This window comes from Homoserinimonas sp. OAct 916 (assembly GCF_003260275.1).
Lineage (GTDB): Bacteria > Actinomycetota > Actinomycetes > Actinomycetales > Microbacteriaceae > OACT-916.
In genome coordinates this window covers 25,739-38,946 of record NZ_QJHB01000009.1, presented here as the reverse complement: position 1 = coordinate 38,946, position 13,208 = coordinate 25,739, and the positions used below count along the sequence as shown (strand labels likewise).

Genomic DNA, 13,208 nt, shown 5'->3' with positions numbered 1-13,208 from the left:
CCCGCAGGTGCGAGGTGGTTTGGGCGAGTTCGATCGACGTTCAAAATTACTTGATTGAGCCGCCGGCGGCGACGATCTTCTGCTCTGCTGAGCTCGAGACCTTGTCGACCGCAACGTTCAGCTTAACGTCAATCTCCCCGTTTCCGAGAATCTTGACCTTTTCGTTCTTACGAACCGCACCCTTGCCGACCAGATCATCGATCGTGACGTCGCCGCCACCGGGATACAACTCGGCCAGCTTGTCCAGGTTGACCACCTGGTAGGAGATGCGGAACGGGTTCTTGAATCCGCGCAGTTTCGGCGTGCGCATGTGCAGCGGCATCTGGCCACCCTCGAATCCGAGCCGCACCTGATAGCGGGCCTTGGTGCCCTTGGTTCCGCGACCCGCGGTCTTGCCCTTGGATCCCTCACCACGGCCGACTCGCGTCTTCGCCTTCTTGGCACCGACGGCCGGGCGAAGGTGGTGCACTTTCAAGACCTGCTCACGGGGAGCTTCGGGCTCGACCTTGGCCTTCGCCTTGGGCGCAGCCTTCGTCTTGGGTGCAGCCTTCTCGCTCGCATCCTTATCGGCAGCCTTCGCCTTGGGCGCGGCCTTCTCGCTCGCATCCTTGTCGGCAGCTTTCGCCTTCGGGGCAGCCTTCGCCTTCGGCTCAGCCTTGTCGGTCGCGGCCTTGTCGGCAGCCTTCGCCTTGGGTGCGGCCTTCTCGGTGGCTTTCGCTTTGGGCGCAGCCTTGGCAGCATCCTTCTTCGCGGGCGCAGCCTTCGTGGTGGCTGCCTTGTCAGCAGCCTTCTCGGCGGTCGCCTTCTTGGCGTCCGGCTTGGTTTCTTCAGCCATTAGTCAATCTCCTCGACCTTCACCAGGTGAGCGACGGTGGCCACGTAGCCGCGATTCTGCGAGTTGTTCTCGCGAATGACGGTCATGCCGATGCGACGAAGCCCGAGGCTCCGCAGCGTGTCGCGCTGGTTCTGCTTTTCACTGATTTTGGACTTGATCTGGGTAATCTTCAGATTCGCGGCCATTATGCACCTGTCTTTTCGCTTGCGGCAGCGCGAGCGGCGTCTGCGTCGATACGCAGGAACCGCTCCGTTGCAACGGCTTCATACTCGAGACCGCGGCGCTTGGCGACGGCACGCGGCTCTTCGAGCTGCTTGAGTGCGGCGACGGTCGCGTGCACGATGTTGATCGTGTTCGACGATCCAAGCGACTTGCTGAGCACGTCGTGGATACCGGCACACTCGAGCACCGCGCGAACCGGACCACCGGCGATGACGCCGGTACCCTCTGCGGCGGGGCGCAGGAGCACCACACCGGCAGCCGCTTCACCCTGCACGGGGTGCGGAATGGTCTTCAGGATGCGCGGAACGCGGAAGAAGTTCTTCTTCGCCTCTTCGACACCCTTGGAGATCGCGGTCGGCACCTCACGGGCCTTGCCGTAGCCGACCCCGACCATGCCATTGCCGTCTCCGACGATGACCAGGGCGGTGAAGCTGAAACGCCGACCACCCTTGACCACTTTCGAGACACGGTTGATCGTGACGACGCGCTCCAGGAACTGGTTCTTGTCGTCGCGAGCGCCACGGTCGCGGCTCTGGTTGCGGTCACGTCCGCCGCGACGAGCCTCACGAGGCTCGGTCGTCGGTGCGGTACCAGCGGCGGTTTCCACCACAGCTGCCGGGGCCTCGGCCTCGGTTGCTTGTGTGGTCACGGGCTGCTCCTTGGTCACTTTCTTGTCGTTCTCAGTCTGGCTCACAGGCTCAATCCACCCTCTCGGGCACCCTCGGCGATTGCCGCAACGCGACCCGCGTACTGGCTGCCGCCTCGGTCAAATACAACTGCTTCGATACCGGCTGCCTTCGCCCGGTCGGCGATCAATTCGCCCACCTTGCGTGCCTTGGCGGTCTTGTCACCGTCGAACGCGCGCAGATCGGCCTCAAGGGTTGACGCCGATGCCAGCGTGAAACCCCTCGAGTCATCGATCACTTGCACGAAGACGTGGCGGGCCGACCGTGTGACTGCCAGACGCGGACGAACCGTCGTGCCGACAATCTTCTTGCGCAGACGAACATGCCTGCGGCGACGGGCGGCCTGCTTGCTCTTGCCTCTAGTTCCGACACCCATGGTTACTTACCAGCCTTTCCGGCCTTGCGGCGAACGACTTCGCCCGCGTACCGCACGCCCTTGCCCTTGTAGGGCTCCGGCTTCTTCAATTTGCGGATGTTCGCGGCGGTCTCGCCGACGAGCTGCTTGTCGATGCCGCTTACCGTGATCTTGTTGTTTCCCTCGACCGCGAACGTGATGCCAGCGGGCGGGTCAACCGTGACCGGGTGTGAGAAGCCCAGGGCGAATTCCAGCGTGGAGCCCTTGGCGGCGACCCGGTAACCGGTGCCGACCACTTCGAGACCCTTGGAGTAGCCCTCGGTCACACCGATGATCTGGTTGTGGATGAGCGAACGGGTCAGGCCGTGCAACGACCTGGATTCGCGTTCGTCGTCGGGGCGGGTGACGAGCACCTGCCCGTCTTCGATGGTCGCCACAATCGGGCTGGCAACGGTGAGCATGAGCTCACCCTTCGGGCCCTTGACCGTGACGATCTGGCCTGTGATGTGCACGTCGACTCCCGCAGGAACGTCGATCGGCATTCTTCCAATACGTGACATGAGTTATTACCACACGTAGGCGAGGACTTCCCCACCCACACCCTTCTTCTGGGCCTGCCGGTCGGTCAGCAGACCGGAGGACGTGGACAGGATGGCAATGCCGAGTCCGCCCAGAACCTGGGGAATCTCGGTCGACTTCGCGTATACGCGCAGGCCGGGCTTGGAGACCCGCTTGATGCCGACGATCGAACGCTCACGGTCGATTCCGAACTTGAGGTCGAGAGTGAGGGTCTGCCCGACACGGGCATCCGCGACGGACCAGCCGGCGATGTAACCCTCGGTCTTCAGGATGTCGGCGATGTGCGCCTTCAGCTTGGAGTTCGGCATGGACACACTGTCGTGGTACGCCGAATTCGCGTTGCGCAGTCTGGTCAGCATATCTGCGACCGGATCTGTCATTGTCATGTGGTTTGTTTCCTTTGGTTCACCAGGTTTCTTGGAACCCGTTACACGGGTCAAGACCTGTGGTGCTGAGGACCCCTGAGGTGTCAGGAGCCCGGTGCTACGTCTTCAGTTGGAGGCAGAGCCCGCGTGGGTCAGCCGACCACTTCACTCGACTTGAACGGGAAGCCCAGCTGCTTGAGCAGTGCGCGCCCGTCGTTGTCGTTCTTGGCGGTCGTGACGATGGTGATGTTCATGCCGCGAACCCGGTCGATCTTGTCCTGATCGATCTCGTGGAACATGGACTGCTCGTTCAGGCCGAACGTGTAGTTGCCTGAGCCGTCGAACTGGCGATCGCTCATGCCGCGGAAGTCGCGGATGCGCGGCAGCGCCAGCGACATCAACCGGTCGAAGAATTCCCACATCCGGTCGCCACGCAACGTGACGTGGGCGCCGATGGCCTGCCCGTCACGCAATTTGAACTGCGCGATCGACTTGCGGGCCAGGTTGACCTGCGGCTTCTGTCCGGTGATGAGCGCCAGATCGGCGATTGCACCGTCGATGAGCTTGCCGTCTCGGGCAGCCTCACCGACACCCATGTTCACAACGATCTTGGTGAGCGTCGGAACCTGGTGCACGTTCGTGAAGCCGAGATCCTTCTTCAGCTGCGGGGCAATCTCGGTGCGGTACTTTTCCTTCAACCGCGGTGTGATCTTGACCGTTTCTGCAGCGGTGGCTGTGTCTGACATTACAGATCCTTACCTGAGGTCTTGGCGTAACGAACGCGGACCGTCTTCGAGACGCCGTCCTTCGTCACTGTTTCTTCGCGGTAGCCGACCCGGGTCGGCTTCTTGGTCTCGGGGTCGACCAGAGCCACGTTCGACACGTGGATCGGGGCCTCCATGGTCTCGATACCACCGGTGCGGGTGCCGCCCTGTGACTGGCCGACGCGAACGTGCTTCGTGACGAAGTTCACGCCTTCGACAATCACTCGGTTCTTGTGGCCGAACACCGCGATGACATGCCCCTGCTTACCGCGGTCTCCGCCGCGGGCCTGGGTTGCGCCGGTCATGACCTGTACCAGGTCGCCTTTTTTGATCTTTGCCATGATTAAATAACCTCCGGCGCCAGCGAGATGATCTTCATGAACTTCTTGTCGCGAAGCTCACGCCCGACCGGCCCGAAGATACGGGTACCACGCGGGTCGCCGTCGGTCTTCAAGAGCACTGCGGCGTTCTCGTCAAACTTGATGTACGAACCGTCAGGGCGCCTGGTCGACTTCTTGGTGCGAACGATGACCGCTTTCACGATGTCACCCTTCTTCACGGCACCGCCGGGGATGGCGTCTTTGACGGTGGCGACGATGACGTCACCGAGACCCGCGTACCTGCGGCCGGAGCCACCGAGTACGCGAATCGTGAGGAGTTCCTTGGCACCGGTGTTATCGGCTACCTTGACTCGTGATTCCTGCTGAAGCATGCTGTGTCCTCTATTTCAAGTGAAGCGCGGAGGCTTACTTGGCCTTCTCGATAACCTCGACCAGGCGCCAGCGCTTGGTGGCGCTGAGCGGACGGGTCTCGGCGATGCGGACCACGTCGCCGATGCCGGCGGTGTTCTCTTCGTCGTGTACCTTCACCTTGGAGCTGCGGCGAATGACCTTGCCGTACAGCGGGTGCTTGACGCGGTCCTCAACCTCAACCGTGATGGTCTTGTCCATCTTGTCGCTGGTGACAACGCCTCGACGGGTCTTGCGATAACCGCGAGCCTGCTCGTCGGTGGTCACACCCTCGGTGCCCTGGGTTTCTGCAGCCATTACTTGGCCTCCTCGGTGGTCTCGGCGTCGTCAGCGGCGGCCTCAGCCGCGGCGTCTGCCTTCTTGGACTTCTTGGACGCCTTGGCTGCCTTCTCGGGCACCTCGACCGGCGCGGGCGTGGCACGAATGCCCAGCTCGCGTTCGCGCATGACCGTGTAGATCCGAGCGATGTCGCGCTTGACCGCGCGCAGACGGCCGTGGCTCTCGAGCTGGCCGGTGGCCGCCTGGAAGCGCAGGTTGAACAGCTCTTCCTTGGCCTTGCGCAGCTCTTCGAGCAGCTTGTCGTCCTGGAATGTGTCGAGCTCCGCCGGAGCGAGCTCTTTGGATCCGATCGCCATTATGCGTCGCCCTCCTCGCGCTTGATGATGCGCGCCTTCAATGGCAGTTTGTGGATGGCGCGTGTGAGCGCCTCGCGAGCGGTGGTCTCGTCGACCCCGCTCAACTCGAACAGCACGCGACCGGGTTTGACGTTCGCGATCCACCACTCGGGTGAACCCTTACCGCTTCCCATGCGCGTCTCGGCGGGCTTCTTCGTCAGCGGGCGGTCGGGGTAGATGTTGATCCACACCTTTCCACCACGCTTGATGTGACGAGTCATCGCGATACGAGCGGCCTCGATCTGGCGGTTGGTGACATACGCAGGCGAAAGAGCCTGGATGCCGTACTCGCCGAACGAAACCGTCGTGCCACCGGTCGCCTGGCCGGAACGGCCGGGGTGATGCTGCTTACGGAACTTGACCTTACGTGGGATCAACATGGTTACGCCTCAACTCCTGCTGGCGCCTGCGCGGGGGCTTCGCTGCGTTGAGCGGGGCCGCCACGACGGGGACGATCGTCCCGTCGATCCGGGCGCTGGCTCTTGGCATGTGCCTGCTCGCGGGCGAGTTCCTTATTGGTGATGTCACCCTTGTAGATCCACACCTTGACGCCGATGCGACCAAAGGTGGTCTTGGCCTCGTAGAAGCCGTAGTCGATGTTCGCGCGCAGGGTGTGCAGTGGCACCCGGCCCTCGCGGTAGAACTCCGACCGGCTCATCTCTGCGCCGCCCAGTCGACCCGACACCTGGATGCGAACACCCTTGGCGCCGGCGCGCTGTGCGCCCTGCAGGCCCTTGCGCATCGCGCGGCGGAACGCCACCCGACCGGCAAGCTGCTCGGCGATGCCCTGGGCAACCAATTGAGCCTCGGCCTCGGGGTTCTTCACCTCGAGGATGTTCAGCTGGATCTGCTTACCGGTGAGCTTTTCAAGGTCGGTGCGAATGCGCTCGGCCTCGGCGCCACGACGGCCGATCACAATACCCGGGCGGGCGGTGTGAATGTCGACGCGAACACGGTCACGGGTGCGCTCGATCTCGATGCGTGCCACTCCGGCACGGTCGAGCGAGGTTGCCAACAACTGGCGGATCTTCACGTCCTCGGCGACGAAGTCGCTGTAACGCTGACCGGCTTTGGTGCTGTCAGAGAACCAGCGCGACACGTGGTCGGTGGTGATTCCCAGACGGAAGCCGTAGGGATGTACTTTCTGGCCCATTACTTCTTTCCTGCCTTCGCAGTCGATTTGCGCTCAGTTGATTTGCGCTGCGCGGACGTGTCCGAGCCGGTCGTGGCCTCATCCAGAACGATGTCTGGTGTGGCCAGCACAACGGTGATGTGGCTGGTGCGTTTCAGGATCTGTGCGGCGCGGCCCTGCGCGCGGGGGCGGAAACGCTTCAGCGTTGCGCCCTCGTCGACGTAGGCGGCCGAGATCATGAGATCCTGCTCGTCCAGGTAGCTGTTCTCGGCATCTGCCTTGACCCGCGCATTGGCCATGGCACTGGCGACCAACTTGTAGATCGGCTCGCTCGCGCCCTGTGGTGCGAACTTCAGGATGCCCAAGGCTTCCACTGCCTGCTTGCCGCGGATCATGTTGACGACACGACGAGCTTTCATGGGGGTGATGCGGATATGACGCACGGATGCGGTCGATTCCACCATTTTCTCTCCTCCTCACGCCACCGCGTTAGCGGCGACGACCCTTCTTGTCGTCCTTCTCGTGTCCACGGAAGGTGCGGCTGGGGGCAAACTCACCGAGCTTGTGCCCAACCATGGTTTCGGTGATGAACACCGGGATGTGCTTGCGACCGTCGTGCACCGCGATGGTGTGTCCGAGCATTGCCGGGACGATCATCGAGCGGCGCGACCAGGTCTTGATCACGTTCTTGTTCTTGGCTTCATTCGCGGCGACAACCTTTTTAAGGAGGTGCTCATCAACGAAGGGGCCCTTCTTGAGACTGCGTGGCATCTTCTACAACTCCTACTAGCGCTTCTTGCCGACGGTGCGGCGGCGAACGATGAGCTTGTCGCTCGGAAGATTCGGTTTGCGGGTGCGGCCCTCTTTCTGGCCCCACGGGCTGACCGGGTGGCGTCCACCACTGGTCTTGCCCTCTCCACCACCGTGCGGGTGGTCAACCGGGTTCATCACGACACCGCGCACGGTCGGGCGAACGCCCTTCCAGCGCATGCGCCCTGCTTTACCCCAGTTGATGTTCGCCTGCTCGGCGTTGCCGACCTCGCCGATGGTGGCGCGGCAGCGTGCGTCGACGTTGCGAATCTCGCCCGACGGCAGCCGGAGCTGCGCGTAGGGTCCGTCCTTGGCGACCAGGCGAACCGAGGCACCGGCGGAACGAGCCATCTTGGCGCCCCCGCCCGGCTTCAGTTCGATCGCGTGGATGACGGTACCGGTGGGGATGTTCTTCAGCGGCAGATTGTTGCCCACCTTGATGTCCGCACTGGCGCCCGACTCGACGATGTCGCCCTGCTTGAGCTTGTCCGGGGCGATGATGTACCGCTTGGTCCCGTCGACGAAGTGCAGCAGCGCGATGCGCGCGGTGCGGTTCGGGTCGTACTCGATGTGTGCGACACGGGCGTTGACGCCGTCTTTGTCATTGCGGCGGAAGTCGATGACACGGTACTGGCGCTTGTGGCCACCACCGATGTGACGGGTGGTGATCCGCCCGGAGCTGTTGCGGCCGCCGGTCTTGGACAGTGGGCGCAGCAGCGACTTCTCTGGGGTCGACCGGGTGATCTCGGCAAAATCTGCTACCGAGGAACCGCGACGACCGGGGGTCGTTGGCTTGTACTTACGAATAGACATGTCTTATTTCCTCTGGTCCCGACCCTTAGCCGATGGCCGTGAAGATGTCGATGGAGCCGGACTTGAGCGTGACAATGGCACGCTTGGTGTCTTTGCGCTTGCCCAGGCCGAACTTGGTACGGCGCGTCTTGCCCTTCTTGTTCATGGTGCTGATCGCGGCGACCTCGACGTTGAAGATCTGCTCGATGGCGAGCTTGATCTCGGTCTTGTTCGAGCGCGGATCCACCAGAAAGGTGTACTTGCCCTGATCGATCAGGTTGTAGCTCTTCTCAGAGACAACCGGCGACAGGATGACGTCGTGCGCATCCTTGTTCATGGCGGTCATGCTGAGACCTCCTCTTTCGTGGTCTTGGAGGCGACGAACGCGTCGAATGCACCCTTGGTGAAGACGATGTCATCGCTCACGAGTACGTCGTACGCGTTGAGCTGGTCCTGGGACAGCACGTGCACCGTGGGGATGTTGCGAACGCTCTTGAAGCTGACGAGGTCGTCGCGCTCCAGAACAACCAGAATGTGCTTACTGGTCGAGAGAGCTGCGAGCAGCGCAACCGCGTTCTTCGTGTTGGGGGTGTCGCCGGTGCTCAGCGCCTCGATGACGTGCAGGCGGTCACCGCGGGCGCGGTCGGAGATCGCACCGCGCAGGGCGGCGGCGATCATCTTCTTGGGGGTGCGCTGGTCGTAGTTGCGCGGCACGGGGCCGTGCACAACGCCACCGCCACGCATCTGCGGAGCCCGAATCGATCCCTGGCGGGCGCGACCGGTTCCCTTCTGCTTGAACGGTTTGCGACCGGAACCCGAGACCTCACCGAAGTTCTTGGTCTTGTGCGTGCCCTGGCGCGCCGCGGCGAGCTGGGCAACAACGACCTGGTGAATCAGTGGAACGTTGGCCTGAACATCGAAGAGTTCCCCCGGCAGGTCGACCTGTCCGGTCTTCTTGCCGTTGGCGTCGAGTACGTCGAGTACGTCGAGTGCCAGTTTGACGGAGTCAGTGGAAGCCATGGACTACGCCCCCTTTACTGCGTTGCGAACGAATACGAGGCGGCCCTTGGCGCCGGGAACGGCACCCTTGACCAGCATCAGGTTCTTGTCGGCGTCGATGGAGTGCACGGTCAGGCTGAGCACGGTCACGCGGTCGACACCCATCCGGCCGGCCATCTTCTTGCCCTTGAACACGCGGCCCGGCGTCGCCGAGGCGCCGATGGAGCCCGGCTTGCGGTGGTTGCGGTGCGCACCGTGTGAGGCGCGGGCACCGTGGAAGTTGTGACGCTTCATCACACCGGCGAAGCCCTTACCCTTGCTCGTACCCATGACGTCGACCTTCTGGCCGGCTTCGAAGACACCGTCAACGGTGAGCTCCTGGCCGATCGAGTAGTCAGCGGCATCCGCGGTACGGAGCTCGGTCAGGTGACGGCGCGGGGTGACCCCGGCCTTGTCGAAGTGGCCGGTTGACGGCTTGTTGACCTTGCGCGGGTCGATCTGGCCGGCAGCGATCTGCACGGCGGTGTAACCGTCGAGCTCCTCGGTGCGCAGCTGGGTGACGACGTTCGGCGAAAGCTCAATGACGGTGACCGGAATCAGCTTGTTGTCAGCGTTCCAGACCTGGGTCATGCCGAGCTTGGTGCCCAGCAGTCCCTTTGTGATCCTCTTGGATTTGGTAGCCATGATTCCTCTTACAGCTTGATTTCGATGTTGACATCAGCCGGAAGGTCCAAACGCATCAACGAGTCGACCGCTTTGGGGGTCGGGTCGATGATGTCGATCAGACGCTTGTGGGTGCGCATCTCGAAATGCTCACGGCTGTCCTTGTACTTGTGAGGTGAACGGATCACGCAGATCACGTTCTTCTCGGTGGGCAGCGGCACGGGGCCGACAACCGTGGCACCCGCGCGAGTGACCGTGTCAACGATCTTGCGCGCGGAGCTGTCGATGACCTCGTGGTCGTACGACTTAAGTCGAATGCGGATCTTTTGTCCCGCCATGTCTGACTCTCTCTCTTTCAAGCGTCTTACAGCCTTTCAGCCGCATTGGACGCGTTTGCGTAAATACGCAGGGCACCACTGGTGTCGCACCGCTGTTCTTCTGTCAATGTCTGGGTTCTGCCTCGGGCCATAGACCCGCTGCTTCTCCAGCACGCCGACCCGCCGTGTTTCAGGCGAGAGGACATGTTCACCGATCCCCTGGCCGTTCTCCGCTCCATGCCCGTGGGCACACAGCGGGGCAGCAGAGTTCACTGCCCGGTTGACGATCGATTAAGCTCTGCTCCAACGGATCCGTAAGGACTCGTGGAAGTTCTCCTTGTTCTGCTACCCGCGGCCTAACCCGGGAACTCACGTTCCCAGCGTTATGCACTGCCTGGCAGTGATTCCGAACCCGACACAAACTGCGCCCATCGGAAATGTTGAACTAGACGAGTTTGCCACACTCTGTGCCATTTGTGCAACCCGGGCGTGTCGCGGGCTCTCTGTGCGGCCCCGCGCCGTCTCCGCAACCCACGCCATTCGGGCCCCCCGACGGCGTAATCTCACCCCCACAGCCGCGAGCGATACCCATCCCGTCGAGCGATGCCCATCCGGTCGAGCGATACGCGCACGCAACCATCTCTCGACCGCAGCCACATCACTCGGCAGACAAGCCCGCCTGCCCCCTCTCGGTTGACCACCCACGCGAGCCTCGCCCAGCCCAGCCCAGGTCAAAGGCCCCACCGCTCACTCGCCTCCGCTCACTACCGACCGCGAGCGATACCCATCCCGTCGAGCGATAGCCATCCGATCGAGCGATACGCGCACGCAACCATCTCTCGACCGCAGCCACATCACTCGGCAGAGCGACCCCACACCCGCCACGCTGGAGCTTTCAGCGTGCTGACACCGGGTGGATGCCCGCACCTCGCAGCAGCCGCTCGAAACTGGCAAGATCCTGGAGGTGGTTCCACACCCAGCGAACCATGGTCTTGCCACTCGCCTGCCGGATCGCGTCCTCCCTCAGCTTCTCGGCCCACACCACTTCCTCCGGCGGACGCCCCTGGGTGTATTCGTCACGGCTGTACTTGAAGCGCCCGTCGAACTCACCGAGGGCATGTTCCCACCCGAAGTCTGTGTGGTGGAGCCTGCCCTGTGCGTCTCGCACCGGGACCTGGAGTTGTGGTTCGGGCATCCGAAGTCGATGGATCATCACGCGACTCAGTGATTCGCCCGCGGTATGCGCTCCGGCACGGGCAAAGTGTGCGGCCGACGTGGCCACCCTGATGCCACGGCGGCCGGCATCTTGGGCGAGCCGTTCCAGGATCTGTTCCCGCTGCAGCGGATCACCCTGTGGCCGTGCGGGCGCGGACGCACGCAGCCCCGCGTCGAACATCACGACAGCCGAGGGAAAGGTCATGGTTCGCGCAAGGTCGCAGAGCGTGCGAAGTGGATTCGTCACGAGCAGGCCGTCAACCAACTCACGTTCGTTGTCGGGCACGGTGACAACGTGGCGACGGATGTGACGGCTTGATCGCATACCACTGGCTGACCCCACGCTGACATGCGCCTGGAGTGGCCACGGCCCGACGATTGAATACCCCCAGATTGCCGCGGCCGAATAGTGGGAGAACACTGCTCCTTCGGACAAAGTGGCAGCTGTTGCTTGGATACGCAGAAGATACTGTTGGTCGGGCGACATCTCACTCCAGGTGGCCGTACGCACATAGCAGCCACGCGCGAGGCGGATCGCTGTGCCCGCTGACGCCGCGGTTCTCAGGCTGCGGTCGTTGGCCCCCTCCCTCATCACGTCCGCCACCCGAATGAGCCCATGGTCGGGCAATGTGAAGGCATCCATCTGCCGATGATGGCAACAGGCTGGGGTGCTTGCCGTGGTGAGCAGTGCTTCAGTGGATAACACCCAGCACCCGAACCAACTTTGGAGTAGTCGCAGGAACAAGTCGGGAGCACTGCGGCGAGAGTGACCGATGGTCATGAGGTCGAAAGATACTCGCATGCGCGTATCTTTCGACCTCATGGCTATCTCTCGGGGGAAAGGGCATCCCTCGAGAGATGTGGGGCGGGGTAGGGGTGGGAGAGGAAGCGCGTTTTTCGAGGGAGATATCCCGAGAGACGCCTCCTGTGGGTACAGGAAACGAGGAAGGAGAGTCGGGCAGGTGCCCGGCTCTCCTTCGCTCCTCGGCGCTCAGCCGCGTTCAAAAGATTGCGTCTACTCGGTACCGACCTTCTTGTCGGCCTCGGAGCGCACACCCTCGACCTGATCGGCGAACTTGTTGCCCGTGAGTTTGTTGGCAAGGCCTGAAGCTCCGTCGAGCGCATTGTCGCTGATCTGCTCGGCCTGGTCGCTCTTGAGGGCATCCTGAACCTTGCTGTCGTTCAGCAGATCCTGTGCCTTTTTGGAGATGTCTTCGATTCCCATAGTCTGCTCCTTCGTCATGAGCGGCCGTTCGACCGTGGGACAAACCTAGGCTCTTCATTGGGCCCTCGCAAGTTCGCCAGCGGCAGCGTCCGTTCCGGGATTCGCTGCAGTTGAAACACTTTGCGCCCTTTCAAACCGGCGCGAAGTGTTCCATCGGGCGCGAGGGCGGGTTGATGGTGAGCTGGCAAGTCGGGCGGCGCGGGTCAGGCGGCGCGGGTGAAGCTGCGCTCTCGGGCCCGGATGTACGCCGGAATGCGATGGCGGTCACGAAAGATGACGAGGTTCACCAGGGCGAGAGACGAGATTGCCGCCACCAGGAAGAGCAGCACGACAACCATCGTCATCGCCACCGTTTGAACCGCCACCTGGCCGTGGACGAGAGCCGCGACAGACGCGATCATCAATGTCATCGCTGAAACCACGACTGTCACGCTCGCACCCAGAAACAAGCGGACCGGCCCGGTTGACGCCCGGGTGACCAGACCGACGACAACGATCACGGCCACCCAGAGTGGCGCGGCCACTCCGACGCCGGATATCGGATCCCCAACAACTGCCAGCCCCGCAACGGTGTGGTCCCACCAGCCGTGCCCGGGCGGCTGAGAGGGGCCGAACAGTGCATTCAAACCCGTGGCGCCCACAGACATCATGATGACGACGAGTGCGGTTGCCACAGTTGCCTCGATGATCACCCGCCCCCGGGATCTGTACAACTGTTTTCCCCACCCGCTCGTCGTCGTCACACTCAACGCTAACGGACTGAGGAAAGGTCACCTTGCCAATCCGTGGCTCCAAACCGGGGGCCAACCGTGCGCCACCCCGTGCG

At 62.7% G+C, this 13,208-nt stretch carries 23 protein-coding genes; all 23 read right to left on the bottom strand.

What is annotated here, in order from left to right:
• Window positions 1–46 precede the first annotated feature (46 nt).
• Window positions 47–835, bottom strand: a complete 789-nt coding sequence (rplO, locus tag DL891_RS17525; RefSeq protein ID WP_111720605.1) for a 50S ribosomal protein L15 — start codon at window positions 833–835, stop codon at window positions 47–49.
• Window positions 835–1,020 (bottom strand): 50S ribosomal protein L30, encoded by a 186-nt coding sequence (gene rpmD / locus DL891_RS11600; RefSeq protein WP_111720604.1) that lies wholly within the window; start codon window positions 1,018–1,020, stop codon window positions 835–837. The genes rplO and rpmD overlap by 1 nt, the downstream gene beginning before the upstream one ends.
• Window positions 1,020–1,667, bottom strand: a complete 648-nt coding sequence (gene rpsE, locus DL891_RS11595; protein WP_304598467.1) for a 30S ribosomal protein S5 — start codon at window positions 1,665–1,667, stop codon at window positions 1,020–1,022. The genes rpmD and rpsE overlap by 1 nt, the downstream gene beginning before the upstream one ends.
• Before the next feature lie 80 nt (window positions 1,668–1,747).
• A complete protein-coding gene (gene rplR, locus DL891_RS11590; RefSeq protein ID WP_111720602.1) occupies window positions 1,748–2,119 on the bottom strand; it encodes a 50S ribosomal protein L18 in 372 nt (123 codons plus the stop codon).
• A 2-nt stretch (window positions 2,120–2,121) separates the two neighbouring features.
• Window positions 2,122–2,658, bottom strand: a complete 537-nt coding sequence (gene rplF, locus DL891_RS11585) for a 50S ribosomal protein L6 (protein ID WP_111720601.1) — start codon at window positions 2,656–2,658, stop codon at window positions 2,122–2,124.
• 6 nt (window positions 2,659–2,664) lie between these two features.
• Window positions 2,665–3,063, bottom strand: a complete 399-nt coding sequence (gene rpsH, locus DL891_RS11580; protein ID WP_111720600.1) for a 30S ribosomal protein S8 — start codon at window positions 3,061–3,063, stop codon at window positions 2,665–2,667.
• A gap of 131 nt (window positions 3,064–3,194) precedes the next feature.
• Window positions 3,195–3,788 (bottom strand): 50S ribosomal protein L5, encoded by a 594-nt coding sequence (rplE, locus tag DL891_RS11575; RefSeq protein WP_111720599.1) that lies wholly within the window; start codon window positions 3,786–3,788, stop codon window positions 3,195–3,197.
• Window positions 3,788–4,147, bottom strand: a complete 360-nt coding sequence (gene rplX / locus DL891_RS11570) for a 50S ribosomal protein L24 (RefSeq protein WP_111720598.1) — start codon at window positions 4,145–4,147, stop codon at window positions 3,788–3,790. Before rplX ends, rplE begins: the two co-directional genes overlap by 1 nt.
• 2 nt (window positions 4,148–4,149) lie before the next feature.
• Window positions 4,150–4,518 carry a 50S ribosomal protein L14 gene (gene rplN, locus DL891_RS11565; protein WP_111720597.1) on the bottom strand — a complete coding sequence of 123 codons (369 nt, stop codon included), beginning with the start codon at window positions 4,516–4,518 and terminating at the stop codon, window positions 4,150–4,152.
• Between the two features lie 34 nt (window positions 4,519–4,552).
• Entirely contained in the window at window positions 4,553–4,852 is a 300-nt protein-coding gene (gene rpsQ / locus DL891_RS11560) for a 30S ribosomal protein S17 (protein WP_111720596.1), read from the bottom strand.
• Entirely contained in the window at window positions 4,852–5,190 is a 339-nt protein-coding gene (gene rpmC, locus DL891_RS11555) for a 50S ribosomal protein L29 (protein WP_111720595.1), read from the bottom strand. Before rpmC ends, rpsQ begins: the two co-directional genes overlap by 1 nt.
• Window positions 5,190–5,609 carry a 50S ribosomal protein L16 gene (gene rplP, locus DL891_RS11550; RefSeq protein WP_111720594.1) on the bottom strand — a complete coding sequence of 140 codons (420 nt, stop codon included), beginning with the start codon at window positions 5,607–5,609 and terminating at the stop codon, window positions 5,190–5,192. Before rplP ends, rpmC begins: the two co-directional genes overlap by 1 nt.
• Before the next feature lie 2 nt (window positions 5,610–5,611).
• The gene (gene rpsC / locus DL891_RS11545) at window positions 5,612–6,382 is read right to left on the bottom strand and encodes a 30S ribosomal protein S3 (protein ID WP_111720593.1); all 771 of its coding nucleotides are present in this window, start codon (window positions 6,380–6,382) and stop codon (window positions 5,612–5,614) included.
• Window positions 6,382–6,825, bottom strand: a complete 444-nt coding sequence (gene rplV / locus DL891_RS11540) for a 50S ribosomal protein L22 (protein ID WP_111720592.1) — start codon at window positions 6,823–6,825, stop codon at window positions 6,382–6,384. The genes rpsC and rplV overlap by 1 nt, the downstream gene beginning before the upstream one ends.
• A gap of 25 nt (window positions 6,826–6,850) precedes the next feature.
• The gene (rpsS, locus tag DL891_RS11535) at window positions 6,851–7,132 is read right to left on the bottom strand and encodes a 30S ribosomal protein S19 (protein WP_111720591.1); all 282 of its coding nucleotides are present in this window, start codon (window positions 7,130–7,132) and stop codon (window positions 6,851–6,853) included.
• Between the two features lie 15 nt (window positions 7,133–7,147).
• The gene (gene rplB / locus DL891_RS11530; protein WP_111720590.1) at window positions 7,148–7,984 is read right to left on the bottom strand and encodes a 50S ribosomal protein L2; all 837 of its coding nucleotides are present in this window, start codon (window positions 7,982–7,984) and stop codon (window positions 7,148–7,150) included.
• A gap of 25 nt (window positions 7,985–8,009) precedes the next feature.
• Complete coding sequence (gene rplW, locus DL891_RS11525) at window positions 8,010–8,309, bottom strand: 50S ribosomal protein L23 (protein ID WP_111720589.1); 300 nt, start codon at window positions 8,307–8,309, stop codon at window positions 8,010–8,012.
• Window positions 8,306–8,983 (bottom strand): 50S ribosomal protein L4, encoded by a 678-nt coding sequence (gene rplD / locus DL891_RS11520; RefSeq protein ID WP_111720588.1) that lies wholly within the window; start codon window positions 8,981–8,983, stop codon window positions 8,306–8,308. The genes rplW and rplD overlap by 4 nt, the downstream gene beginning before the upstream one ends.
• A gap of 3 nt (window positions 8,984–8,986) precedes the next feature.
• Window positions 8,987–9,646 (bottom strand): 50S ribosomal protein L3, encoded by a 660-nt coding sequence (rplC, locus tag DL891_RS11515; protein ID WP_111720587.1) that lies wholly within the window; start codon window positions 9,644–9,646, stop codon window positions 8,987–8,989.
• A gap of 8 nt (window positions 9,647–9,654) precedes the next feature.
• Window positions 9,655–9,963, bottom strand: coding sequence for a 30S ribosomal protein S10 (gene rpsJ, locus DL891_RS11510; RefSeq protein ID WP_038295541.1), 309 nt, complete (start codon window positions 9,961–9,963; stop codon window positions 9,655–9,657).
• 874 nt (window positions 9,964–10,837) lie between these two features.
• Entirely contained in the window at window positions 10,838–11,800 is a 963-nt protein-coding gene (locus DL891_RS11505; protein WP_111720586.1) for a type IV toxin-antitoxin system AbiEi family antitoxin domain-containing protein, read from the bottom strand.
• Between the two features lie 372 nt (window positions 11,801–12,172).
• Window positions 12,173–12,382 (bottom strand): Rv0909 family putative TA system antitoxin, encoded by a 210-nt coding sequence (locus tag DL891_RS11500; RefSeq protein ID WP_111720585.1) that lies wholly within the window; start codon window positions 12,380–12,382, stop codon window positions 12,173–12,175.
• Between the two features lie 203 nt (window positions 12,383–12,585).
• On the bottom strand, window positions 12,586–13,125 hold the full coding sequence (locus DL891_RS11495) for a hypothetical protein (protein ID WP_157962485.1): 540 nt from the start codon (window positions 13,123–13,125) through the stop codon (window positions 12,586–12,588).
• Between the last annotated feature and the right edge of the window lie 83 nt (window positions 13,126–13,208).

Coding starts and splice junctions, on each gene's coding strand:
- rplO (WP_111720605.1), bottom strand. CDS start 835: ATGGCTGAAGAAACCAAGCCGGACGCCAAGAAGGCGACCGCCGAGAAG.
- rpmD (WP_111720604.1), bottom strand. CDS start 1,020: ATGGCCGCGAATCTGAAGATTACCCAGATCAAGTCCAAAATCAGTGAA.
- rplR (WP_111720602.1), bottom strand. CDS start 2,119: ATGGGTGTCGGAACTAGAGGCAAGAGCAAGCAGGCCGCCCGTCGCCGC.
- rplF (WP_111720601.1), bottom strand. CDS start 2,658: ATGTCACGTATTGGAAGAATGCCGATCGACGTTCCTGCGGGAGTCGAC.
- rpsH (WP_111720600.1), bottom strand. CDS start 3,063: ATGACAATGACAGATCCGGTCGCAGATATGCTGACCAGACTGCGCAAC.
- rplE (WP_111720599.1), bottom strand. CDS start 3,788: ATGTCAGACACAGCCACCGCTGCAGAAACGGTCAAGATCACACCGCGG.
- rplX (WP_111720598.1), bottom strand. CDS start 4,147: ATGGCAAAGATCAAAAAAGGCGACCTGGTACAGGTCATGACCGGCGCA.
- rplN (WP_111720597.1), bottom strand. CDS start 4,518: ATGCTTCAGCAGGAATCACGAGTCAAGGTAGCCGATAACACCGGTGCC.
- rpsQ (WP_111720596.1), bottom strand. CDS start 4,852: ATGGCTGCAGAAACCCAGGGCACCGAGGGTGTGACCACCGACGAGCAG.
- rpmC (WP_111720595.1), bottom strand. CDS start 5,190: ATGGCGATCGGATCCAAAGAGCTCGCTCCGGCGGAGCTCGACACATTC.
- rplP (WP_111720594.1), bottom strand. CDS start 5,609: ATGTTGATCCCACGTAAGGTCAAGTTCCGTAAGCAGCATCACCCCGGC.
- rpsC (WP_111720593.1), bottom strand. CDS start 6,382: ATGGGCCAGAAAGTACATCCCTACGGCTTCCGTCTGGGAATCACCACC.
- rplV (WP_111720592.1), bottom strand. CDS start 6,825: ATGGTGGAATCGACCGCATCCGTGCGTCATATCCGCATCACCCCCATG.
- rpsS (WP_111720591.1), bottom strand. CDS start 7,132: ATGCCACGCAGTCTCAAGAAGGGCCCCTTCGTTGATGAGCACCTCCTT.
- rplB (WP_111720590.1), bottom strand. CDS start 7,984: ATGTCTATTCGTAAGTACAAGCCAACGACCCCCGGTCGTCGCGGTTCC.
- rplW (WP_111720589.1), bottom strand. CDS start 8,309: ATGACCGCCATGAACAAGGATGCGCACGACGTCATCCTGTCGCCGGTT.
- rplD (WP_111720588.1), bottom strand. CDS start 8,983: ATGGCTTCCACTGACTCCGTCAAACTGGCACTCGACGTACTCGACGTA.
- rplC (WP_111720587.1), bottom strand. CDS start 9,646: ATGGCTACCAAATCCAAGAGGATCACAAAGGGACTGCTGGGCACCAAG.
- rpsJ (WP_038295541.1), bottom strand. CDS start 9,963: ATGGCGGGACAAAAGATCCGCATTCGACTTAAGTCGTACGACCACGAG.
- DL891_RS11505 (WP_111720586.1), bottom strand. CDS start 11,800: ATGGATGCCTTCACATTGCCCGACCATGGGCTCATTCGGGTGGCGGAC.
- DL891_RS11500 (WP_111720585.1), bottom strand. CDS start 12,382: ATGGGAATCGAAGACATCTCCAAAAAGGCACAGGATCTGCTGAACGAC.